The organism is Ruegeria sp. D4, from assembly GCF_056534475.1.
In genome coordinates this window covers 643,678-666,698 of sequence record NZ_JBQFPJ010000001.1, presented here as the reverse complement: position 1 = coordinate 666,698, position 23,021 = coordinate 643,678, and the positions used below count along the sequence as shown (strand labels likewise).

The window sequence follows — 23,021 nt, the reverse complement described above, 5'->3', positions numbered from 1 at the left end:
ACAGGGAGGTATGAAGATGATGAGCGTTTCAGCATCACCGCCTTCGAGTGCTCATTTAGTGTGCGGTTTTCTTTCGTTCAAGATTTATTAGGCTGTTTGCTGCTCATGCCCGCTATGCCAAATGTGCATAGCTACAGTTTTCCCAGCCTCTTCAACTGTTTCCGCTGTTCGATGATCTCATCCTGAACGAAATCCCGGAAGGCAGCGACACGTTTCGAGTGACGCAATTCCTCGGGGTATGCGAGATAGACCGGAACTTCGGCGCTTTCGATATCTGCCAGGATAGAAATCAGATGCGGAAAGTTCTGCGTGACATAGTCGGGCAAAACACCGATGCCAAGGTTATGCAGTACACCTTGTAAAACCCCGAAGTAGTTGTTGACCGTCAGCAGGGAGCTGGGGTTGTGCGTCATTAAATGCCTGACCATTGCTGCGCTGGCGCCGACCTGCGGCGCGGCGGGGGTCTGGCAAATTAGCCGGTGATTGGAGATTTCCTCAATCGTTGCAGGTGAGGGATGTGTGTCCAGGTATTCCTTGGTTGCATAAAGCTGCATTTGGACGGTCATAAGGCGTTTTCGTACAAGATCCGCCTGGCTGGGTTCTTTCATACGGATGGCAACATCGGCCTCGCGCATGGGAAGGTCCAGAACCCGTTCTTCCAACATCAGGTCGATGTTCAGGTCGGGATATTGTTCATATAATTTCGGCAGCCTAGGGGCCAGCCAAAGGGTTCCGAAACCGAAAGTGGTTGTTACTCGAAGAACCCCAAACACTTCTTCTTCACTATCGCGGATGCGCGCGGCGGCAGCGTCCAGACGTTTGGACATGGCCGAGGTCGCATCGAACAGCAATTCGCCCTGTTCGGTCAGAATCAGACCTCGGGCATGGCGATGAAACAAGGTGGCATCGAGTGATTCTTCCAGAGCGCGGATTTGGCGGCTGACGGCCGATTGGGACAGGTTAAGCTTGTCTCCGGCGTGCGTCAGGCTGCCCGCGTCTGCAACCGCGTGAAATATCCTAAGCTTGTCCCAGTCCATCGCCGCAACTTTCGTTATCCTAAGGAAGCCCTATATGAAATAGGTAACAAGTTCTACATTCAAACTGTGAAATCGTTACAATTCAGAGGATAGCGTCTATACAGGTCAGAAATTATGACCTAAAATATGTGTTAAGTTAGCAACCTGATCTGACGAGGGGAGGCGTCCGATGAGCGAGCCCAAGATTACGCTGAATGACCGCTTTGATCTGACCAGAAATCCCGTTCTTCTGAACGGAACGCAGGCGCTTGTTCGGCTGATGCTGATGCAAAAAGCGCGCGACCAGAAGGCGGGTTTGAACACCGCCGGACTGGTGACGGGCTATCGTGGTTCGCCGCTTGGCGCGGTCGATCAGCAGATGATGCGAGCGCAAAAAGAGCTTTCGGAAAGCGATGTCACCTTTCAGTTCGGTCTGAACGAGGATCTGGCGGCAACAGCCCTGTGGGGCAGCCAGCAGGCCGGGTTGCGTGGAGATGGCAGGTACGACGGCGTGTTCGGGTTGTGGTACGGCAAGGGCCCTGGCGTGGACCGGTCCGGTGACGTGATGCGGCATGCGAATATGGCCGGAACCGCGCGCCATGGCGGTGTGCTGATGGCAATGGGCGACGATCACACCGGTGAAAGCTCGACCGTGTTGCACCAATCGGAATGGTCTCTGGTCGACATGTACATGCCTGTGGTCAGTCCGGCAGGTGTTCAGGAGATCCTGGATTACGGTATTTACGGCTTTGCGCTCAGCCGTTTTGCCGGCGTTTGGGTTGGCTTGAAGACGATGAAAGACACGATCGAGGTGACTTCCGTCGTGGACGGCAGCCCGGATCGCATGGGGCTGGTGATGCCCGAGTTCGACATGCCCGAGGGCGGGTTGAACATCCGTTTGGGCGACACGCCTCACCTGCAGGAAGGGCGCATTATCGACTTCAAGCGTTTTGCGGCGGAAACGTTTTCCCATGTCAATAAGCTGGACAAGCGCATCTGGGGCAAGCCGGGTGCGAAAATCGGGTTTGTTGCGGCGGGCAAAAACTGGCTGGACCTGACTCATGCCATGTCCCTGCTGAACATCGACGCAAACGAGGCCGAGCGGCTGGGCATTACCACCTATAAGGTGGGGCAGACCTTCCCGCTAGACATGGTTGGGTTCCACGACTGGGCTGAAGGCCTGGATCTGATCGTGATTGTCGAGGAAAAGCGCAAGCTGATCGAGGTTCAGGTCAAAGAGGCCATTTTCGACGATCGCCGCGGCCGCCGTGTCTATGGCTGGTACAAGGGCGGTGCCGGCACCTTGCACCGAGAAGAACTGTTCCCGACACGCGGCGCGCTGGATCCGATCATGATCGCCGAGAAAATCGGTGAGATCCTGATCGAAGAGGGGCACGATACAGACGGCGTTCGCGCCGGGCTGGCAAAACTGTCCGAAGCCCGCAGGGCCGACAACGCCCAGGAAATCGCGACGCGCCTGCCATATTTCTGTTCGGGTTGCCCGCACAACAGTTCTACCCGCGTGCCGACGGGAAGCCGCGCTTATGCCGGTATCGGCTGCCACTACATGGTTCAGTGGATGGATCGTGAGACGACAGGGTTCACTCAGATGGGCGGTGAAGGCGCAAACTGGATTGGGGAAGCGCCGTTTTCGACCACCAAGCATGTGTTCCAGAACCTTGGGGACGGAACCTACAACCACTCGGGCGTTCAGGCGATCCGGGCGGCATTGTCGGCGGGGACAAACATCACCTTCAAGATCCTGTTCAACGATGCAGTTGCCATGACCGGCGGGCAGGACAATGAGGGCGGTTTGACGGCCGAACGTATTGTGGCCGAGGTCAAGGCAATGGGCGTTCAGACGGTGGCTGTTGTTTATGACGAAAAGGAAGACGTGAACTTCAAGGCGCTGCCCGCGAATGTCGAAACCTTCGAGCGCGCCGAACTTATGCGGGTGCAGGAACGTTTTCGCGAGATCGAGGGCGTGTCGGTTATTGTCTACGTGCAGACCTGCGCCGCCGAAAAACGCCGCCGCCGCAAGCGCGGAACATTTCCCGACCCGGATAAGCGGGTGTTCATTAACACTGACATCTGCGAAGGCTGCGGGGATTGCGGTGTTCAGTCGAACTGTGTCTCGATCATTCCGAAGAACACGGAACTTGGTCGCAAGCGCGCCATTGATCAGTCCAGCTGCAACAAGGATTTTTCCTGCCTCAACGGGTTTTGCCCTTCATTCGTGACGTTGGAAGGCGCTCAGATCCGAAAGGAAGCGACGACCGAGATCGACTTGCCCGATCTGCCTATGCCGCAACTTCCGCGTATTGATGGAACTCATAACGTTGTCATCACTGGCGTCGGCGGCACCGGGGTTGTGACGCTGGGTGCCATTCTGGCGCAGGCGGCCCAGATCGACGGCAAGGGTGCTGGCATGATGGAAATGGCGGGTTTGGCGCAAAAAGGCGGTGCGGTGCACATCCATTGCCGGTTGGCCAACCGTCCCGAAGACATCAGCGCCATCCGTGTCGCGACCGGAGAAGCACATGCGCTGATCGGCGGCGATCTGGTCGTGTCTGCCGGGGCCAAAACACTGGGTCTGACCCGAACCGGCCAAACCGGCGCGGTGGTCAATAGCCATGAAACGATCACCGGCGACTTCACCCGGGACACCGATTTCCAGATCCCCAGCGACCGGCTGGAACTGGCGCTGCAGGCGCGGTTGAAGGACGGCGTGTCGATGTTCGATGCAACTGAGCTGGCGCGCGCTGTCATGGGAGATTCGATCTATTCAAACATGATGGTCCTTGGTGCTGCCTGGCAAAAGGGCCTGCTGCCGGTTTCACATCAGGCCGTACTGCAAGCCATCGAACTGAACGGCACTGCGGTCGAACGCAACAAACGCGCCTTTGATATTGGCCGGTGGGCAGTTCTGCATTCCCAGGAAGTCGATGCGATACTGTCGCCTTCCGTTGCAGAGTTGCCCAAATCGCTGGAGCAGATGATCGACTTCAGGACCGATCATCTGAAGAAATATCAGGGCAATCGTCTGGCAAAACGTTACCGCAAGGTGGTTGACGCTTTCGAGGACGCCTCGGTTCGCGAGGCTGTGGCCAAAGGTTATCACAAACTGCTGTCCTACAAGGACGAATATGAGGTTGCTCGCCTTCTCCTGGATAGCCGGGAACAGGCAAAGTCCGAGTTCGATGGCGACTTCAAGATGACCTTTCATCTGGCACCGCCAATAATGGGAGGGACCGGACCGAACGGGCGACCGCGCAAGCGTGCTTTTGGGGAATGGATGCTTGGACCGATGAAGCTTCTGTCCAAACTGAAATTCCTGCGCGGTACACCCTTCGACATTTTTGGTTACAGTGCCGAACGCAAGATGGAACGTGCATTGATCCGTCAGTACGAATCCGACCTGCGAGAGATCACGCCATTGATCACGGCCGACACACGTGACGCATTTGCGGCCCTCGCGCGGCTTCCGCTGGAGATTCGCGGATTTGGACCTGTTCTGAGGGAGAACGAAGCCAAAGCAGCCAAAAAGCGCGAGGAATTGCTGGCGATCATCCGCGACGGCGGTCCCGAGATGCGTGCCGCGGCCGAATGACATGTCATAATCCTGTAACGGCATCTGTGCAAAAGGCTCACCTGCACCTAGATTGCGTGAAACAGACCGGAGTATCGCATGCCTTCGCGCCGTCATGTCGCCCGTGACATTTCCTATGCCTATTCCGCCGAGACCAGAGGCGGGAAGATGGTCATCAAGCTTATGGAGAATACGACCGGGCGTTTGCGTCTGATCAAACGGGCGGATGGGTACGAGCGCGAAGTCGCCAACGGCCGGGATTTCTGGGCGGTTATGGTCGAGCGGTACGGATTGTCACTGGATATCGTCGGCGGATCTTTGTCGAACATACCCGCTGAAGGGCCGCTGATCCTGATTGCAAATCATCCGTACGGAATTCTGGATGGTCTGATGATGGGTCACATCCTGTCTCGGACGCGCGGAGATTTTCGGATATTGGCCAATCATGTATTCACAAAGGCCGAGGATCTGAATCGTATCATCCTGCCAATTTCGTTCGATAATACGAAGGAGGCGATGAGGCTAAACCTCGAAACGCGGAAGACGACCTTGGATTATCTGGGTAGTGACGGTGCCATCGGGATCTTCCCGGGCGGAACGGTCAGCACCGGAGCCAAACCGTTCTCGCACCCAATGGATCCAGGCTGGCGCGGCTTTACGGCCCGAATGGTCGCGAAATCGAATGCGACGGTTGTGCCGGTTTTTTTTGACGGGCACACCTCACGCCTGTTTCAGATTGCCAGTCATTTGCACAATACGCTGCGCATGGGGTTGCTGATCAAAGAGTTCAAGAACCGGGTCGACACGCCGGTTAAGGTGGTCATCGGTGAGCCCATTGGCCGGGATGTTCTGGACCCTTTGGGCAAGGACACGCGCAAGATGATGGATTTCTTGCGCAAAGCGACGTATGAGCTGTCTCCGAAACCGTTAAAGTCCTATGACTACGGGTATGAATTCGAGGAACGGCATCGCGCCTGAAGGGCAAATGGCAGTAGGTATATTTGATTCTGGTCTCGGCGGGCTGACCGTTCTGGACGCCGCACGGAAACGTCTGCCGGACGTGGATTTCCTGTATTTCGCGGACAGTTCGCACGCACCGTACGGTGTGCGCGATGCTGAGGATATCTATCAACTGACCCGCAAGGCAGTTCATGACCTGTGGGCAAAGGGCTGTGATCTTGTGATTCTCGCCTGCAACACCGCCAGCGCGGCTGCGTTGCGGCGGATGCAGGAAGAGGGCGTGCCCGACGGCAAGCGGGTTCTCGGCGTCTTTGTGCCGCTGATCGAGGCCCTGACGGAACGCCAATGGGGCGACAACTCGCCCCCGCGAGAGGTCGCCGTGAAGCATGTTGCTCTGTTTGCGACCCCGGCCACCGTTTCAAGTCGTGCGTTTCAGCGGGAACTGGCCTTTCGGGCCATCGGTGTAGATGTCGAGGCGCAGGCATGTGGCGGTGTTGTTGACGCGATCGAAGATGGCGACATGATTCTGGCCGAAGCGCTGGTGCGCAGCCACGTGGATGCCCTGAAGCGGAAGATGCCCGAACCACAGGCCGCCATTCTGGGTTGCACGCATTACCCTTTGATGGCCAAAACGTTTCAGCAGGCGCTTGGTCCGGATGTTCAAGTGTTCAGTCAGGGAGATCTGGTGGCGGAAAGCCTTGCGGATTACCTGCAACGCCATCCGAACATGCTTGGCTCGGGCGGGGGCGGGGGCGGGTTTCTGACGACCGGCAAACCGGGCATTGTCAGCGATCGGGCCACTCAGTTTCTCCGACGACAAATCACATTTGAGGCGGCCTGACTTAGGTCAAGGACGCCCGGACCCCCATTCCTTAATCCGATGACCGTCACATCGGCGGTCGTGATATGTGACACACTCATGCAAGAGGTCTGACATGACCCACAAAATCGCAATTCTTGGCGCTTCCGGCTATACCGGTGCGGAACTGGTGCGGCTGATCGCCGAGCACCCGAATATGGAAATCACCGCTCTGGCCGCTGAACGTAAGGCTGGGCAGCCTATGGCGCAGGTTTTCCCACATCTGCGGCATATGAACCTGCCGGATCTGTGCAAGATTTCGGAAATTGATTTCTCGCAGATTGACCTGTGTTTCTGCGCATTGCCGCACAAAACCAGCCAGGAAATAATCCGTGATCTGCCGAAAAACCTGAAGATTATCGACCTGTCCGCTGATTTCCGCCTGCGCGATCCGGCGGAGTACGAGAAGTGGTACGGCAACCCGCACGCTGCATTGGAACAGCAGGAAGAGGCTGTTTATGGCTTGACCGAATTCTACCGCGATGAAATCCGGGCTGCGCGACTGGTTGCTGGCACAGGTTGCAACGCGGCGACCGGGCAATACGCATTGCGGCCGCTGATAACAGCGGGTGTGGTTGATCTCGATGACATCATTCTCGACCTGAAATGCGCCGTTTCAGGGGCGGGTCGGTCGTTGAAAGAAAACCTTTTGCACGCAGAGCTCAGTGAAGGGTACAACGCCTATGCCGTAGGCGGGACGCACCGTCACCTGGGAGAGTTCGATCAGGAGTTCTCGAAACTGGCGGGGCGGACCGTGCATGTGCAGTTCACACCGCATCTGATCCCCGCCAATCGGGGGATTTTGGCAACGACCTATGTAAAGGGCGACCCACACAGCATTTATGAAACACTGAGCAAGGCCTATGAAGCAGAGCCGTTTCTGCAGGTGCTTCCCTTTGGTGAAACGCCTTCGACCCACCATGTCAGGGGGTCAAACTTCTGCCATATCGGCGTGGTTGCAGATCGGATTGAACGTCGCGCGATTGTGGTCGCGGCACTTGATAACCTGACAAAAGGTAGCAGTGGCCAAGCCTTGCAGAACGCCAACCTGATGTTAGGTGAAAATGAAACCGCCGGGCTGATGATGGCCCCGTTGTTCCCGTGAGGAAAAGATGAAAACGCTCAAGAAACGCCGTCGAGTACAGATCATTTTGCTGGCAGCTGTTGCCCTGGCATTGTCGACGGCGTTGATTGGGTACGCCATGCGGGACGGCATCAACTTTTTCCGCTCGCCAAGTCAGGTCATCGCGGAACCTCCCAAACCGACCGAAGTATTCCGGATTGGCGGGCTGGTCGAAGAAGGGTCAATCATTCGCGGACAGGGCGAGACGGTCTATTTCAGCGTCACAGACGGCGGCGAAACCGTCAAAGTGGCATTCACGGGTGTACTGCCGGACCTGTTTTCGGAAAATCAGGGTATGGTGGGAACCGGAAGTTACGTGAACGGTGTCTTTGAAGCCACGGAAATACTGGCAAAACACGATGAGACCTATATGCCGAAAGAGGTCGTGGATGCCTTGAAAGAACAAGGGGTCTACAAAGAGGCCGATGAGAGCTGACCTCATCTGATCCGCATGCCTCCGGCGGCAGCGTAACCTTGAACAAAAAGAAGTAGGGCGTTGCATGTGACGGACATGCAGCGCCCTTTCTTTTTGCGCGTTGTTAATGCCTTTGACTGACCGTCTGACCTGATAGTTGAAATGAGGTCGGCATGCAGACGGTTCGGCAAATCGCCAGGGGCATAGTGGCACGGGAAGGCGGGTATGTGGATGATCCGGATGACCCCGGCGGACCCACGAAGTTCGGTGTTACAATCAGCACGCTGCGGCGGTTGGGATTGGACCTGACCGGAGACGGAGAGATTTCGCACGCTGACGTGCGTGCATTGTCGCGAAATCAGGCAGTTGAGATCTTTCTGCAATACTATTTCGAGGAACCCCGCCTTGGGTTGTTGCCAGAAATGCTGCACGCGACTGTTTTTGACATGTACGTAAATGCCGGTGCGCATGCCGTCCGAATCCTGCAACGGTTGTTGGTGCAAATGGGTTTCGCGGTCACGGTGGATGGCGTGGTTGGTCCGCAGACGGCAGAAGCTTGCCGGGAAGCGGCGATGCCTGATGCGGCGGCGCTGCGTGATGCCTACGGTGTCGCCCGACGAAACTACTACTTTCAACTGGCAGATCGGCGTCCTGAGTCCCGCAAATATGCGCGCACCCGGTCTTGGGGGAAAAGGGGGGCTGGATTCGACGGGCGGAAGAATTCCTTTCAACCGACTACCACCTAAGCGACGCGGAATTTCAAAGGAGAGTTGCACGATGGGACTGATTTCGGGCGTATTGGCATTTCTGTTCGGGGGCGGGCGAAATCTTGTGCGGGAAACAGTCGAAGTTTTCCACGAGAACGCCGATGCGGCAGCTGAGCGCTCCATAACAGTCCAGGGGCAGGCGATGTCTCAGTTCGGCGCTGAGTTTCACAAAGTGCAAAAAGGTGCATTCGATCGGTTTATGGATGGGTTGAACCGAGTTCCGCGACCGGCGCTGGCTTTGGGGACGTTGGGATTGTTTGTGGCGGCCATGGTCGACCCGATCTGGTTTGCGGCCCGCATGCAGGGGATTGCGCTTGTACCTGAACCTTTGTGGTGGCTGTTGGGGGTAATCGTTTCCTTTTATTTTGGCGCGCGTCACCACAGCAAAGTGCAGGATCTGCAACGGGAAATTGCCGCCGGTATGACGCGGGTTCCTGTCGTCGTCGAGAATCTCAGAACCCTGCAAACGTTGGACAAGGATATGCCGACGCATGTAGACGCCGGAGCGGACCAACCCGAGGTCGAGGCGGCCGTCGACCTTGACGAAAACCGCGCGTTGGAGGACTGGAAGCGCCTGCGCGGTGACTGACCCGCGACACTATGTGCGCCAAATCCTGGCGATTGTTGTTGGTGCTTGCCCCGCGACAGGTTTATATCGTTGGCCATGATTACAGAACTTGGCCACTTTGCCCTGATCCTCGCCTTTTTTGTCGCCATCGTTCAAAGCGTGGTGCCCTTGATCGGTGCTGCAAAACGATGGACCGGCTGGATGGCGTTTGCGGAACCGGCTGCGATCTCTCAGTTCTTGCTAACCGCGTTTTCATTTGGTGCGTTGACGTGGGCCTTCATCACGTCGGACTTTTCGCTGCGTATCGTGGTAGAGAACAGTCATTCCGCCAAGCCGATGCTGTACAAGATCAGCGGCACATGGGGGAACCACGAAGGTTCGATGCTGTTGTGGGTGCTGATTGTTACCATTTTCGGTGCCATGGCCGCGTTCTTCGGGGGTGGTCTGCCACCAACGCTCAAGGCGCGCGTGCTGGCGGTTCAATCGGCCATCGCTGTCGCGTTTTTCGCCTTTATTCTGTTCACTTCGAACCCGTTTGACAGGTTGGTCATCGCGCCGTTTGACGGCCGCGACCTGAACCCGCTGTTGCAGGATCCCGGCCTCGCGTTCCACCCGCCGTTCCTGTATCTGGGGTATGTCGGGCTGAGCATGGCGTTCAGCTTTGCCGTTGCAGCCCTCATCGAGGGCAGAATCGATGCGGCATGGGGGCGTTGGGTCCGACCGTGGACATTGGCGGCCTGGGTGTTTCTGACGATCGGCATCGCGCTGGGGTCATGGTGGGCCTACTATGAACTGGGCTGGGGCGGTTTCTGGTTTTGGGATCCGGTAGAAAATGCCTCGTTCATGCCGTGGCTGCTGGCTGCCGCATTGCTGCACTCGGCGATTGTTGTGGAAAAGCGCGAATCCCTTAAAAGCTGGACGATTCTGTTGGCCATTATAGCCTTCGGATTTTCGCTGATCGGAACCTTCATTGTACGGTCCGGCCTGCTGACCTCGGTTCACGCTTTTGCAAACGACCCGGAACGGGGCGTGTTCATCCTGCTGATTCTGATTTTCTTTATCGGCGGTTCGCTGACCCTGTTTGCCACCCGCGCACAGGCGATGGAGGCGAAGGGTGTGTTTGGAATGGTCAGCCGCGAAAGCGCGTTGATACTGAACAACATCCTTCTGGCTGTCAGCTGTTTTGTCGTCTTTGTGGGAACCATGTGGCCGATGGTGGCGGAAATGGCCTTTGATCGTAAGCTTTCTGTTGGGGCACCTTTCTTCAATGCGGCCTTTACGCCCTTCATGGTCGCGTTGGGCATTGCGTTGCCCGTTGGTGCCATGCTGCCCTGGAAACGGGGCAAGCTTGGCAAAACGGCCTGGTCGCTGCGCTACGCGTTTCTGCTGGCGCTTGCACTGGCGTTGCTGGTCTGGGCGATGCAGACAGGACGCAGCGCTTTGGGGCCGGTAGGTCTGTTCCTTGGCGCATGGATCACATTCGGTGCAATCGTGGATTTGTGGAGCCGCACGGGCCGCAAAAACAACTTGAACCGCCTGGTGCGTCTTCCAGGTGCGGATTGGGGCAAGGCGGTCGCTCATACAGGGTTGGGGGTAACGATATTTGCCATTGCAGGCCTGACCGCGTGGGAGGTCGAAGACATACGCGTTGCGCAACCGGGCCAGCCATTTGAAGTCGGGCAGTTCACCCTGACCCTGAATGATGTGCGCCGGGTACAGGGGCCGAACTACTTCTCGACCATGGCAGATGTAATCGTTGAAAAGAACGGGCGGCCCATCGCAACGCTGCATCCGGAAAAACGCGACTATCCCGTGGCGCGGATGCCCACGACCGAAGCGGCGATCGACTATCGTTTCCTGCGGGATGTGTATGTCGTGATCGGCGACCAGCAGGCCGATGGCGGTTGGGTCATGCGAACCTACATCAAACCACTGGCGAACTGGATCTGGGGCGGGTGTATTCTGATGTCGCTTGGCGGAGTTCTCAGCCTGTCTGATCGTCGTTTTCGTGTGGCTGCCGGCGCCCGCAAGTCCCCGGCTGGCGGAGTACCTGCGGAATGAGACGTCTGGCTCTGATCCTGATGCTTGTTGCTTCCCCGTTGATGGCTGTTCAACCGGATGAAGTGTTGGATGACCCGGCACTCGAAGCGCGGGCACGCGACATCAGCACCGGGTTGCGCTGCCTTGTCTGCCGAAATGAAAGCATTGATGAAAGCAATGCCGAACTGGCGCGCGATTTACGCCTGTTGTTGCGTGAGCGGTTGGTGGCCGGGGACAGCGACGAAGAGGCTGTGGCCTATATCGTTGACCGTTACGGCGAATATGTTCTTTTGAAGCCGAAAGTGACCGGGTCAAACCTGATGCTTTGGCTGGCCGGTCCCATAATGCTGCTGATCGCCGCCGGAATGGGCTGGAACTTTTTGCGTAAGCGGTCACAAGGGCAGGGCGCGTCCGAAGCAGACGCCCTGAGCGAAGACGAGAAAGAGCGTCTGCGCCAAATTCTCGAAGACTGACGTTCGGTTTAGCTTTTCCTTCCCGCATTTATCCATCAGGTTCACCCAGGGTTCTGAGTTTGGGAGGAAACCATGGAATATGAAACGGTCCTTCTGGACATTGCGGACGATCTGGCGGTTCTTACGCTGAACCGGCCGGATAAGATGAACGCGCTGACCACGCAAATGCGGGCCGAGATCATGCATGCGATGAAACATGCGGCCCGTCGCGCCAGGGCGATCGTGATAACCGGGGCTGGCAACGCGTTTTGCTCGGGGCAGGATCTTGGGGATGCTTCAAGCACTGGCAAGATCGACCTGGAAAGGTCTTTGCGCGACGAATACGAACCGATGCTGGAAACGATCCACGATTGCCCGGTTCCGACAATCGCCGCGGTAAATGGGGCAGCCGCCGGGGCTGGGGCCAATCTGGCTTTGTGCGCGGATGTCGTGATTGCGGCTGAAAGCGCTTATTTTTTACAGGCATTCGCGCGGATCGGTTTGCTGCCGGATGCCGGCGGTACATGGTTCATGCCGCGTCAGATGGGGATGGCCAAAGCGATGGGCGCGGCGCTGTTCGCGGACAAGATCACCGCGCGTCAAGCCGATGACTGGGGGCTGATCTGGGAATCCGTCAGTGATGCAGAGTTTGACGCGCACTGGCGCAAGCGGGCGTCTTATCTGGCCAATGGGCCAACCGCTGCGTTTGCTGCGATGAAGAAGGCCATTCGCGGAACTTACGACAAATCCCTGACGCAGCAATTGACGACCGAGGCTCATTTGCAGGGAGATTGCAGTCGCACCCGCGATTTTGCCGAAGGCGTCGTTGCATTCATGGAAAAACGCCCCCCGAAATTCGAGGGGCGCTGAAGCTCAAGCCCGGCGGCGACGGCGCGCGCGGCGGTCCGGGACTGCCGCATCCTCGTCAGTGCCGTCAGAGGCTGAAGAGAACGGACCCAGTGCGCCCGTTATCTGATCCAGTGTCGGTCGATCTCCCGGTGCGGTTGTGTCCAGCGCCTCGCGCATCTTACGAAGATGCTCAGGCATCGTGCCGCAACAGCCGCCAATGATGGTCGCCCCCGCGTCACGAGCCATGGCCGCGTACTGGCCCATCAACTCGGGCGTTCCGTCATAGTGGATGTGACCATTGACATATTTCGGTATGCCCGCATTCCCTTTCGAGATCACAGGCCGTTCTGTTCCCTGTGCCGCAAAACCCAGCACCGTGCGAAGGATATCCGACGCCCCGGTCCCGCAATTGGCGCCGAAAGCCACGGGCGGATTGGGCAACGTTTCAACCAGCGAGGCAAAATCGGCCGATGTCACGCCCATCATGGTGCGACCCGCGGTGTCAAAGCTCATGGTACCGCACCAGGGCATGTCAGCCAGCGCGAATGCTTCTGCTGCGGCCCGGAATTCCTCGGGCGCGCTGATGGTTTCCAGCCAGAGAACATCGACGCCGCCTGCTTTCAGGGCTTCGGCCTGTTCATGAAACATCTCGACGGCATCCGCGTGTGACAGGCTTCCGACCGGTTCCATGATTTCACCGGTGGGACCGACCGACCCAGCGACGATCACCGTGCGACCTGATTTGTCGGCGACTTCACGGCCCAGTTCGGCGCCGATTCGGTTCAGTTCTGCAACGCGATCCTGTGCATCGTGCAGTTTCAGACGCGAGGCTGTTCCGCCAAAAGTGTTGGTCAGAAACAGATCGCTGCCGGCATCAACGGATCCCTGGTACAGCGCCCTGATCTTGTCCGGTGCATCCACATTCCACAATTCCGGCGCGTCGCCCGATTGCAGTCCCATATTGAACAGATTGGTGCCGGTTGCCCCGTCCGCCAGAATGGCATCCTTGGTTTCCAAAAGTGTGCTAAGCGCGTTTGTCATGCGAGTCGTCCGAATAAAGGTGCATTCGACCGTTGAAAATTGAGACACCCCGTGTCTCACGACCGGGGCGTTAAATCAAATTCATAAAACTCATGAAGATCATGAGCTTTGTATCTTGGAGGTCAGATGTTTACTTCCGCCATGACCTGCTCTTTGGCTTCCACCAACAACTCAGCCATCTTTACGCGGATGGTCTTTTCGTCAGCAAGGTCGCCCAGATACCCTTTGACGGCGTCGACAACGTCGTCTTCGCTTACGTTTTGAAGATCTGTGTGCACCAGTTCCTGACCGTATTTGCGGGCTTGTTCTACCGTCTCACCCTTAAGCGTGGATGCCCAAACGGCCATAAAGCGGTTCCGGCGCATTCTGGCGATGAACTGCATTTTTTCATCATGCGCGAATTTGTTTTCAAACGCGGCTTCACGTTCGTCAAATGTGGTCATTTGTCGGGGACCCCTTGAGTTTCGAATTCTGTCTTCATGATATGACTATTGCACGTTGTGGACGCAAGGGATTTGCGCTGCGTCAAAGCCTCTCGGGTTGACGAACTTGCGGGAAAGGGGGGCTTGGACTATGAGAACGCCAACGTGAGGGGACTCATTCCCGCTCAGCAGACTGGAAAGGTCGCACATGGCGCGTCGCAAGAAAATCTATGAAGGCAAGGCCAAGATCCTGTATGAAGGCCCGGAACCGGGCACAATCGTTCAGTATTTCAAGGATGACGCCACGGCTTTCAACGCCGAAAAGAAAGACGTCATTGACGGAAAAGGCGTGTTGAACAACCGGCTGAGCGAGTTTTTCATGACCGGCCTGACCCAGATTGGCGTGCCGAACCATTTCATTCGCCGTCTGAACATGCGCGAGCAGCTTGTGCGCAGCTGCGAGATTGTGCCGTTGGAAGTGATCGTTCGCAACTATGCCGCAGGCTCGCTGTCCAAGCGTTTGGGCATCGCCGAAGGGACACAGTTGCCGCGTCCGATCATCGAGTACTGCTACAAGGATGACTCGCTCGGCGATCCGCTGGTTTCGGAAGAACACATTGCGGCCTTTGGCTGGGCTAGCCAGCAGGATATGGAAGATATCCTTAGCCTGGCGCTGCGCGTGAACGATTTCATGAGCGGTGTGATGCTGGCTGTGGGTATCCGCCTGATCGACTTCAAGATCGAGATAGGCCGCGTCTTCGAAGGTGATTTTCAGCGATTGCTCGTGGCGGATGAAATCAGCCCGGATAGCTGCCGACTGTGGGACATCGAAACCGGCCAGAAGCTCGACAAAGACGTGTTCCGGCGCGATCTGGGCAATTTGACCGACGCCTACTCCGAGGTCGCCCGGCGCCTGGGCGTTCTGCCCAAAAGTAACGTGACCAAGCCGACATTGATCAACTGACCTAGCAGGTCTGTTCGATTTGGAACAAAGCGCTGCCTCGGTTGAGGGGGCGCTTTTTCTTTGTTCAGTTCGGCATTTGCCAATCCGGCGTGTTGGAGCATGTCTGGGGTTCTTTCAAAAGGTGACAGATGCCTCTGCGTCAAACTGCATACCCCGTAGCCGCCAAGAAGGGTTGTCCAGCGCCCACAACCGCGCTATCCCCCGCGCAACGAAATGGGGCCTGGACCTTCGCCCCACAGGTGGAGTTTCGAAAATGAAAGCACGGGTGCATGTCATGCTCAAGAACGGGGTTCTGGACCCTCAGGGCGAAGCGGTGCGTCATGCATTGGGTGCCATGGGCTTTGATCAGGTCCAGGGCGTGCGTCAGGGCAAGGTGATCGATCTGGAACTTGCAGACGGCGCGACCGAGGCGGACATCACCGAGATGTGCGAAAAGCTGTTGGCTAACACGGTCATCGAACGCTACGAAATCGAACTGGTCTGAGCTTTCTCGGATCTGATCAAGGAGGGTCGGCCATGCGCGCAGCCGTAATCGTATTCCCCGGATCCAATTGCGATCGGGACCTTGCAGTTGCTTTTGAACAGGCGGGTTTCCAGGTCGAGATGGTCTGGCACAAGGATGCCACATTGCCCGAAGGCGTCGACATTGTCGGTGTGCCCGGCGGATTTTCTTACGGCGACTACCTGCGTTGCGGTGCAATTGCTGCCCAGTCGCCGATCTGCAAGGCCGTTGTCAACCACACCAAGCGTGGTGGTTACGCCATTGGCGTTTGCAATGGATTCCAGATTCTGACCGAAACCGGCATTCTGCCCGGGGCGCTTCTGCGCAATGCCGGGTTGAAATACATCTGCCGCACAGTCGGCTTGAAGGTCGAAACCAGCGACAGCGCGTTTACGCAAGGCTACAATTCGGGGGATGTGATCGGAATTCCGATTGCTCATCACGATGGAAATTACTTCGCTGATGACGCAACATTGTCGGCGCTGCGAGAGCATGACCGCATTGCGTTCACCTATGCCGAGAACCCGAACGGGTCGGTCGGCGATATTGCGGGCATTCTTTCGGAAAACCGTCGCGTTCTCGGAATGATGCCCCATCCCGAGCGGGCAGCGGACGAAGGGCACGGCGGCACCGACGGAACGGCGTTGTTCCGCGCATTGTCCGGGGTTTTGGCACCAGCGTGACTTGAGGTCGCAACGCCGGACGCGTAAATTTCACGTATGAGCTCCGACGCGCCCACGAACATGCCCAAAATCGCAAAACCGCTTCGCGGCGCGCCGCTTGGATGGCGGTTGCGGGTTGCGGTTATCGTTTTGCTGGTGGCCGCCGCAGCCACCGTGTGGGTCACGAACCGTTTACTGACAGACAGGTTTACCGAATCCACCCGCAACCGGGCTGAGTTGCGGTTGACTCTGTATTCCGGAAACCTGCTGAGCGAGCTGCGCAGAAATTCGATCGTTCCGCAGTTGCTGGCGCGCGACCCGACATTGATCGCGGCATTGCAGTCGGGCGATTTTTCCCTTTCGACCCAACGCCTGATTTCCTTCGTTGAAGAGATCGGCGCGGCCTCGCTGATGCTGCTGGACCGTGATGGTCGCTCGGTCGCCGCCACTGACCGCAATCGTCTGGGTGAGTTGCATCGCAACTCGCCGTATTTTGTCGATGCGGCGCGATCGAACTCGACGATCTTTACCGTGATCGAACGGGAATCGGGCGGCTACAGCTTTGTCTACTCCCGTCGCATGGAAGCCGGAACCGAGACCTTGGGCGTGATCGTTGTCGAGGTCGACCTGCAAAAATTCGAACGCGCCTGGGCTGGGATCTCCGATGCGGTCATGGTCGTGGACAGCACCGGCACCATCATTCTTTCGACCGAACCGCAATGGCGGGGACTGGACGAAAAGGCCGCGATGCTGCGCCAGCCTCCGCAGGGCGCGATTCAGCGCGCCATACGCGCGACCACTGACTGGACGGTCCTTCCGCCCGATGCCTATCTGCAAGGTGAGGCTGTGATGCGGATGGAGACCCGCATTCCGTTCCGTGGCTGGCAGATGACGTCCTTCACGACTTATTCCTCGATCCGGGAGAAGGTGAACAGCGTTTTGGCCCTGGAGATCATGGGCTTTGCGATTCTTCTGGCGCTGGCCTTCTATGCGCTCAGCCGACGCGCTGCTGTTCGGATGGTATCGATTCAGCGCGAGTCGGCAGAGCTTCGCGCATTGAACGCAAGGTTGCAGCGGGAAATCGCTGAGCGGGAACGGGTTGAAAAGACACTGGAAGTGGCCGAACAAACGCTGGCCCAGAGCTCGAAACTGGCCGCTTTGGGTGAGATGTCGGCCGCCGTCAGTCACGAGTTGAACCAGCCGCTGGCCGCCATGAAAACCTATCTGGCCGGCGCGCGTCTTTTGTTGCGCCGCAACCGCCCGGAAGAAGCGCTTGCAAGCTTTGGCCGCATTGACGGATTGATCGAACGGATGGGCGCGATCACGCGGCAGCTCAAGTCATATGCACGCAAGGGAGCGGACGCGTTTTCCCCTGTAAATCTTGGAGAAGCGCTGGCCTCATCCTTGTCGATGATGGAGCCGCAACTGCGCCAACGGCAGGTGAAGATCACGCAAATTCTGCCCGAGGAGCCGGTGGTCGTGATGGGCGACCGGATGCGAATTGAACAGGTGATGGTCAACCTCTTGCGGAACGCGCTGGACGCCACCAAATCGGTGGCAGACCCGGATGTGGAAATTATCCTTGCGGCGGGCGATACTGCGGTACTGACGGTGCGCGACAACGGGTATGGTATAGAAGATATCGAGAACCTGTTCGAACCGTTCTACACCACCAAGCAGCCGGGTGACGGTGTTGGACTGGGGCTTGCCATCTCGTCGGGGATCGTGAACGACCATGGCGGACGGCTGACCGCACGCAACGGACAGCACGGTGGTGCAGTTTTCGAGATGCAGCTGCCGATACTTGGAAGCGACGGCCTTGAGGCCGCTGAATAACGAGGAATGACTATGGCACAGGCCATGAAAATCGCCATTGTGGACGACGAACAGGACATGCGCCAGTCGATCAGCCAATGGCTGGCGTTGTCAGGATATGACACCGAGACCTTTTCCAGCGCCGAAGACGCGCTCAAGGTTCTGGGTCCGGATTACCCCGGTATCGTCATTTCGGATATCAAGATGCCGGGAATGGACGGCATTCAGTTGCTGAAGAAGCTGATGGGGGCCGACAGCACGTTGCCCGTCATCATGATCACGGGCCACGGCGATGTGCCGATGGCGGTCGAGGCTATGCGGGTCGGGGCGTTCGACTTCCTTGAAAAGCCGTTCAATCCGGATCGTATGTCCGAACTGGCAAAGCGCGCCAGCAATGCGCGTCGTTTGACCCTGGATAACCGCGCACTGCGGCGCGAGTTGTCAGGTGGTACGCAGATCATGAATAAGCTGATCGGTGCCAGCCCGGTGATGGAGCGCCTGCGCGAGGATATTCTCGATTTGGGTCAGGCTGATGGTCACGTTCTGATCGATGGTGAGACCGGCACGGGCAAAACGCTGGTGGCGCATGCACTGCACGCAGTGGGCAGCCGCGCAGGCAAGAAATTCGTTCTGGTTTCCTGTGCTGCGCTTGAGGAAGAGGCGCTGTCCAAGCGTTTGTTTGGCCCGATGATGCCGGAAGACGCACAGTTGCCAGCCATCGAAGAAGCGCGCGGCGGCACGCTTGTTCTGGAGGATGTCGAAGCGTTGAGCGATACGCTGCAGGCACGTCTGCTGAGTGTCATGAACGATCAGGGTACTCCGGCCGAAACGCGGATTGTCGCGATCTCGAACCTGCAGGAAGCCGGCAAGACAAGCGAGGATGTGCTGCGTCCCGACCTGTTCTATCGTCTTGCGGCTTTGCGGATCACCATGCCGCCGTTGCGCCAGCGGGGTGAGGACATTCTGACGTTGTTCACACGTCTCAGCGAGCAATTCGCCGAAGAATATGGCTGTGATGCGCCGCAGGTCAGCGCGCAGGAGGCGGCGCAGCTATTGCAGGCTCCATGGCCCGGAAATGTGCGTCAACTGATAAACATTGCCGAACGCGCGGTTTTGCAATCTCGGCGTGGGTCTGGCACCATTGCGTCTTTGCTGATGTCTGATCATGAAGAGATGCAACCGGTGATGACGACCGAGGGCAAGCCGCTGAAAGAGTATGTCGAGGCGTTTGAACGGATGCTGATCGACAACACGATGCGCCGCCACAAAGGTTCGATTGCGTCTGTTATGGACGAATTGTGCCTGCCGCGTCGGACACTGAACGAAAAGATGGCCAAATACGGCCTGCAACGTTCTGATTACCTGTGACGTATTTCAGAGGGGGCCAGCCCCCTCTTGAGGCATTTTTGAACAGAATAAGCCGGGCGTCGGATGTGTCCGTGCGGTCAGATGCAGTTTGCCCATTGTCTTTTCCACAGGACTGCTTTTATTGTGTCCGGACGGGCAGGGCAGTTTTTGCGCTCTAAAGTCCCGAATCTTTGAGTTTCGCTGCGACGCCGCAAAAGGTGGTGCACCTTCCCGCCAGGCGACGCAGACCGATTGTGCCCCAATAGGGGCATCTGAACGCCTTAACCCGTTAAATGGCGGGTGAAAGGAATAAATGGGCAGGTAGCGGACGACCGCGCCTGTCGGAGAAGAACCGCGATGACGCGCGCGCAACGATTGAGTGACCGGGCAGGGGGCCAAAGCGCCAGACCCTGCCGCGCGCCGTCCGATATCGCCCTGACAAGACACCACCCCAAAAGCGCCTGTCCCCCCGGACGGGTAAGGACAACGCGTTTGGCGCGGTGCACCAAGGACAAATGGCTAAGAAAATGCTTATCGATGCCACCCACGCGGAGGAAACCCGCGTCGTGGTGGTCGACGGAAACAAGGTCGAGGAATTCGATTTTGAATCCGAAAACAAACGTCAGCTTGCCGGCAACATCTATCTTGCAAAAGTAACACGGGTTGAACCGTCGCTTCAGGCGGCGTTTGTGGACTACGGCGGAAACCGACACGGTTTTCTGGCGTTTTCCGAGATCCACCCGGATTACTATCAGATCCCTGTCGCTGACCGCGAAGCGCTGATGGAAGAGGAACGCGCCTACGCCGAAGCGATGAAGGCGCGGGACGAAGCCGAAGAATCAAAGCCCAAAAAGCGCCGGTCCCGTTCGCGGACCAAGGCGGCGGATGTGAAATCCGACGATGCCGTCGAGAGCATCGAGGTTTCGTCCGAACCCACGGGCATGGAAACGATCGATCTTGATGAAGGTGAAGAGGCGGCTGATCTGGCCGTTCCCGAAGGAACCTCTCCGGTTGAGCTTGTTGGCGAAACCCCGGTTGAAGAACCCGTTGACGATGCTGACGCGCCCGAGGAGGCGGAAGGCGCGGCTGAGGATGCCGGGCAAGAACCTGAGGCTGAACCCGTCGACACAGCAGACCAGGAAGAATCAATTGAGGCCAAGCCGGAAGATGGATCGGAAGCCGTTGCATCTGAAGAAGTGGCCAGCGAGGCAGACGCCGTAGCTTCCGAGCTTGAAGAAGCGGTCGAGGACGACGCCGAGGACGACAGGGCAGGCGCCGAGGACGCGGATGATTCCGAAGCTTTGCTGGATGCCTCCACCAAAGATGAAACGATCGAGTCCGTGGCGGATGAAGATGACAGCGAGGATATCCGCCCGCCGCGCAAACCGCGCCCGCGTCGGTATAAGATTCAGGAAGTCATCAAGGTTCGCCAGGTTCTGCTGGTTCAGGTCGTCAAGGAAGAACGGGGCAACAAGGGTGCCGCTCTGACCACGTATCTGTCTCTGGCTGGGCGCTACTGTGTACTGATGCCAAACACCGCCCGTGGCGGCGGGATCAGCCGCAAGATCACCAATGCGCCAGACCGGAAGAAGCTAAAGGAAATCGCGGCAGAAATCGACGTGCCGACGGGTGCGGGGCTGATCATCCGTACCGCGGGCGCCAAGCGAACCAAATCCGAAATCAAACGGGACTATGAATACCTTCAGCGCCTGTGGGAACAGATCCGGGAACTGACACTTCAGTCCATCGCGCCAGCGAAGATTTACGAAGAAGGCGACCTGATCAAACGCTCGATCCGTGACCTCTATAATCGCGATATCGATGAGGTTCTGGTCGAGGGCGAGGGCGGGTATCGCATCGCCAAGGACTTCATGAAGATGATCATGCCGTCACACGCCAAAAACGTGAGAAGGTATGAAGACGCGCTGCCGTTATTCGCGCGCTACCAAGTTGAAAGCTACCTGGCGGGGATGTTCAACCCGACCGTGCAGCTAAAATCGGGTGGCTACATCGTCATTGGCGTCACCGAGGCACTGGTTGCGATTGACGTGAACTCGGGTCGCGCCACCAAGGAAGGCTCGATCGAGGAAACCGCTCTCAAGACGAACCTTGAAGCTGCCGAAGAGGTGGCGCGCCAGTTGCGTCTGCGCGATTTGGCTGGTTTGATCGTGATCGACTTCATCGACATGGACGAGCGGAAGAACAACGCCTCTGTCGAAAAGCGTCTGAAAGAGAAGCTGAAGACAGATCGGGCCCGCATTCAGGTTGGCCGGATCTCGGGCTTTGGTCTGTTGGAGATGAGCCGTCAGCGGCTGCGGCCGGGTATGCTGGAGGCGACAACGCAACCTTGCCCGGCCTGCCATGGTACGGGACTGATCCGCTCGGACGACAACATGGCGCTGACCATTCTGCGTCAGATCGAAGAAGAAGGCACTCGCCGCCGCTCGCGCGAGGTGCTGGTTCGGTGCCCGGTCAGCATCGCTAACTTCCTGATGAACCAGAAACGCGAACATATCGCCCAGATTGAATCGCGTTATGGGCTGTCGGTTCGCATCGAAGGCGATGTGCATCTGGTTAGCCCGGATTTCTCGTTGGAGAAGTTCAAGACCGCCAGCCGGATCGTTCCCGAGGCAACGGCACCTGTCGTTTCCGTTGATGCGTCACTGATGGATCTGGTCGATGCAACAGATGAGGATCAGCCGGAAGAAGAAACGGTGCAGGCCGAAGACGAAAGCAAGCCAAAACGCAAGCGTCGCCGCCGTCGCCGGAAAAAGAACAACGGAGTATCGGACACCCAAGAGGCGGCGTCTGATGACAACGATGCACCAACGGAAACAACTGAGGTTGCGGCTGCTGATGTCGAAACCCAGGATGCAAGTGTGTCCGAGGGTGAGGATGAAAGCGAAAAGCCGGAACCCAAGCCCAAGAAACGTCGCGCACCTCGTCGCCGCAAAAAAGACGCCGAGGCCGAGGTTGCTGCAGAAGCACCAGTAGAGGCACCCGAGGCTCTGGCTGATCAACCGGTTTCGGAAGATACTGCGGATGAGCCGCAGGAAGCTGAGGGAAAAGTGGAGACTGCTGCGGCTGAACCTGAGGCGGGCGCGGAAGAAGAAACCTCAGAGCCGCAGGTGGACGAAACAGCGCAAGAGGAACCTGTCGTTCCGGAGGAGCCGAAGGCCGAACCGGTAGCAGCGCAAGACGTTTCTGAACCCGTTGTTGAGGAGCCCGTGCAAGCTGCCGAGGAAACTCCGGAACCTGTTCTGGAAACCGTGGTCGAAGAACGTGAACCCGCCCAGCCACCAAAGCCCAAGCGGCGCGGATGGTGGTCGTTGGGCCAATAATACGGAAGGCGGGCACAATGCCCGCCTTTTTAATTTACGGCATGATCTCAAATTCAGGCCGATTTCCGGATCAGATAAACCTGGTGTCCGTCGATTTCCTGCTGCGACAGCAGGCTGTGTCCGCTTTCCGCACAGAAATGGGGGACATCGATGATTGCAGCGGGATCGTCGGCCAACATGCGCAACACAGCACCCGCCGGCATGGATTTCAGACGTTTGCGCGCTTTGAGCACGGGCAACGGGCACAACAGCCCCAAGGCATCAAGGGTTTCGGTCGGTTCAGACATAT

The 23,021-nt window shown here is 57.6% G+C and carries 19 protein-coding genes and 1 pseudogene; 16 read left to right on the top strand and 4 right to left on the bottom strand.

The genetic code is table 11. The annotated features are described in order from the left end of the window. Window positions 1-131: 131 nt before the first annotated feature. Entirely contained in the window at window positions 132-1,037 is a 906-nt protein-coding gene (locus tag ACR0MI_RS03340; RefSeq protein WP_170616877.1) for a LysR family transcriptional regulator, read from the bottom strand. 169 nt (window positions 1,038-1,206) lie between these two features. Between ACR0MI_RS03340 and ACR0MI_RS03335 the strand changes: the two genes are divergently transcribed. From ACR0MI_RS03335 to ACR0MI_RS03290, 10 genes and pseudogenes are all read left to right on the top strand, one after another. Further along, complete coding sequence (locus tag ACR0MI_RS03335; protein WP_170616879.1) at window positions 1,207-4,626, top strand: indolepyruvate ferredoxin oxidoreductase family protein; 3,420 nt, start codon at window positions 1,207-1,209, stop codon at window positions 4,624-4,626. 78 nt (window positions 4,627-4,704) lie between these two features. Further along, on the top strand, window positions 4,705-5,583 hold the full coding sequence (locus ACR0MI_RS03330; protein ID WP_170616881.1) for a lysophospholipid acyltransferase family protein: 879 nt from the start codon (window positions 4,705-4,707) through the stop codon (window positions 5,581-5,583). A 7-nt stretch (window positions 5,584-5,590) separates the two neighbouring features. Further along, window positions 5,591-6,406: an aspartate/glutamate racemase family protein gene (locus ACR0MI_RS03325; RefSeq protein WP_170816537.1), complete on the top strand. Its 816-nt coding sequence runs from the start codon at window positions 5,591-5,593 to the stop codon at window positions 6,404-6,406. Window positions 6,407-6,500: 94 nt separating this feature from the next. After that, a complete protein-coding gene (argC, locus tag ACR0MI_RS03320) occupies window positions 6,501-7,529 on the top strand; it encodes an N-acetyl-gamma-glutamyl-phosphate reductase (RefSeq protein WP_170616885.1) in 1,029 nt (342 codons plus the stop codon). A gap of 7 nt (window positions 7,530-7,536) precedes the next feature. Beyond that, complete coding sequence (ccmE, locus tag ACR0MI_RS03315; RefSeq protein WP_170619004.1) at window positions 7,537-7,983, top strand: cytochrome c maturation protein CcmE; 447 nt, start codon at window positions 7,537-7,539, stop codon at window positions 7,981-7,983. 152 nt (window positions 7,984-8,135) lie between these two features. Then, a pseudogene (locus tag ACR0MI_RS03310) lies at window positions 8,136-8,749 on the top strand (holin-associated N-acetylmuramidase). Then, window positions 8,740-9,318 (top strand): holin family protein, encoded by a 579-nt coding sequence (locus ACR0MI_RS03305; protein WP_170619003.1) that lies wholly within the window; start codon window positions 8,740-8,742, stop codon window positions 9,316-9,318. The pseudogene ACR0MI_RS03310 and the gene ACR0MI_RS03305 overlap by 10 nt, the downstream one beginning before the upstream one ends. A gap of 75 nt (window positions 9,319-9,393) precedes the next feature. Continuing rightward, complete coding sequence (locus ACR0MI_RS03300) at window positions 9,394-11,358, top strand: heme lyase CcmF/NrfE family subunit (protein ID WP_170616891.1); 1,965 nt, start codon at window positions 9,394-9,396, stop codon at window positions 11,356-11,358. Beyond that, window positions 11,355-11,810, top strand: a complete 456-nt coding sequence (locus tag ACR0MI_RS03295; RefSeq protein ID WP_170619002.1) for a cytochrome c-type biogenesis protein — start codon at window positions 11,355-11,357, stop codon at window positions 11,808-11,810. Before ACR0MI_RS03300 ends, ACR0MI_RS03295 begins: the two co-directional genes overlap by 4 nt. Window positions 11,811-11,882: 72 nt before the next feature. Continuing rightward, window positions 11,883-12,659 carry an enoyl-CoA hydratase-related protein gene (locus ACR0MI_RS03290; protein WP_170616895.1) on the top strand — a complete coding sequence of 259 codons (777 nt, stop codon included), beginning with the start codon at window positions 11,883-11,885 and terminating at the stop codon, window positions 12,657-12,659. A gap of 3 nt (window positions 12,660-12,662) precedes the next feature. On the opposite strand, the gene bmt is transcribed toward ACR0MI_RS03290, so the two are convergent. Further along, window positions 12,663-13,679 carry a betaine--homocysteine S-methyltransferase gene (gene bmt, locus ACR0MI_RS03285; protein ID WP_170616897.1) on the bottom strand — a complete coding sequence of 339 codons (1,017 nt, stop codon included), beginning with the start codon at window positions 13,677-13,679 and terminating at the stop codon, window positions 12,663-12,665. A 122-nt stretch (window positions 13,680-13,801) separates the two neighbouring features. After that, the gene (locus ACR0MI_RS03280; RefSeq protein ID WP_170616899.1) at window positions 13,802-14,122 is read right to left on the bottom strand and encodes a DUF1476 domain-containing protein; all 321 of its coding nucleotides are present in this window, start codon (window positions 14,120-14,122) and stop codon (window positions 13,802-13,804) included. A gap of 187 nt (window positions 14,123-14,309) precedes the next feature. Between ACR0MI_RS03280 and purC the strand changes: the two genes are divergently transcribed. The 6 genes from purC to ACR0MI_RS03250 all read left to right on the top strand — a co-directional run bounded on the left by purC (window position 14,310) and on the right by ACR0MI_RS03250 (window position 22,732). Continuing rightward, window positions 14,310-15,065 (top strand): phosphoribosylaminoimidazolesuccinocarboxamide synthase, encoded by a 756-nt coding sequence (gene purC, locus ACR0MI_RS03275; RefSeq protein ID WP_170616901.1) that lies wholly within the window; start codon window positions 14,310-14,312, stop codon window positions 15,063-15,065. Window positions 15,066-15,318: 253 nt separating this feature from the next. Beyond that, the gene (gene purS / locus ACR0MI_RS03270; protein WP_170616903.1) at window positions 15,319-15,549 is read left to right on the top strand and encodes a phosphoribosylformylglycinamidine synthase subunit PurS; all 231 of its coding nucleotides are present in this window, start codon (window positions 15,319-15,321) and stop codon (window positions 15,547-15,549) included. A gap of 32 nt (window positions 15,550-15,581) precedes the next feature. Beyond that, window positions 15,582-16,250 carry a phosphoribosylformylglycinamidine synthase subunit PurQ gene (gene purQ, locus ACR0MI_RS03265; RefSeq protein WP_170616905.1) on the top strand — a complete coding sequence of 223 codons (669 nt, stop codon included), beginning with the start codon at window positions 15,582-15,584 and terminating at the stop codon, window positions 16,248-16,250. Window positions 16,251-16,310: 60 nt separating this feature from the next. Further along, a complete protein-coding gene (locus tag ACR0MI_RS03260; RefSeq protein WP_170616907.1) occupies window positions 16,311-18,065 on the top strand; it encodes an ATP-binding protein in 1,755 nt (584 codons plus the stop codon). A 12-nt stretch (window positions 18,066-18,077) separates the two neighbouring features. Next, window positions 18,078-19,412, top strand: a complete 1,335-nt coding sequence (locus ACR0MI_RS03255; RefSeq protein ID WP_170616909.1) for a sigma-54-dependent transcriptional regulator — start codon at window positions 18,078-18,080, stop codon at window positions 19,410-19,412. 494 nt (window positions 19,413-19,906) lie between these two features. Beyond that, window positions 19,907-22,732 (top strand): Rne/Rng family ribonuclease, encoded by a 2,826-nt coding sequence (locus ACR0MI_RS03250; RefSeq protein ID WP_170619001.1) that lies wholly within the window; start codon window positions 19,907-19,909, stop codon window positions 22,730-22,732. Between the two features lie 53 nt (window positions 22,733-22,785). On the opposite strand, the gene ACR0MI_RS03245 is transcribed toward ACR0MI_RS03250, so the two are convergent. Next, window positions 22,786-23,019: a sulfurtransferase TusA family protein gene (locus ACR0MI_RS03245; RefSeq protein ID WP_170615108.1), complete on the bottom strand. Its 234-nt coding sequence runs from the start codon at window positions 23,017-23,019 to the stop codon at window positions 22,786-22,788. Window positions 23,020-23,021: the final 2 nt, after the last annotated feature.